Consider the following 411-nt stretch of genomic DNA (forward strand, 5'->3'; position numbering starts at 1 on the left):
CATGGAAGAGATCGAACGCGAGCCCAACCGCTCCTTCCTGGGACGCATTCCTCTGATTGAGGAGGCGCCAGGGCTCTTCACCCCTGCCCGATCCGACGGCGAGCGACAGGCAGCCTGGCTCAAGCTGGGCAAGAAGCGGGGTGCGCTTGAGCGCTGGCTTGCAGAGGATCCGCACCTCGGGCCATTTCTGGCGGTCCCGTCGAAAGAGAATGGTCTCGACATTGAGGGCCTGGCGGTGCGCGGGAACCGGCTCTGGCTTGGCCTGCGTGGCCCTGTGCTGCGCGGCCATGCGGTGGTTCTGGATCTCGAGCTGAGGCAGAAAGCGCCGGATCGGCTGAAGGCGCGCCGGATCGATGGCCAGCGGCGCTATCGCAAGCACCTGCTCGACACCCGTGGTCTGGGCATCCGCGA

At 66.4% G+C, this 411-nt stretch carries 1 protein-coding gene; it reads left to right on the forward strand.

What is annotated here, in order from left to right; all coding sequences use genetic code 11:
* Positions 1-411: DUF3616 domain-containing protein (locus KBI52_RS00680; RefSeq protein ID WP_210804768.1), on the forward strand; the 411-nt coding region annotated here is incomplete at both ends.

This window comes from Microvirga sp. HBU67558 (assembly GCF_018069605.1).
Taxonomy (GTDB): domain Bacteria; phylum Pseudomonadota; class Alphaproteobacteria; order Rhizobiales; family Beijerinckiaceae; genus Microvirga; species Microvirga terrae.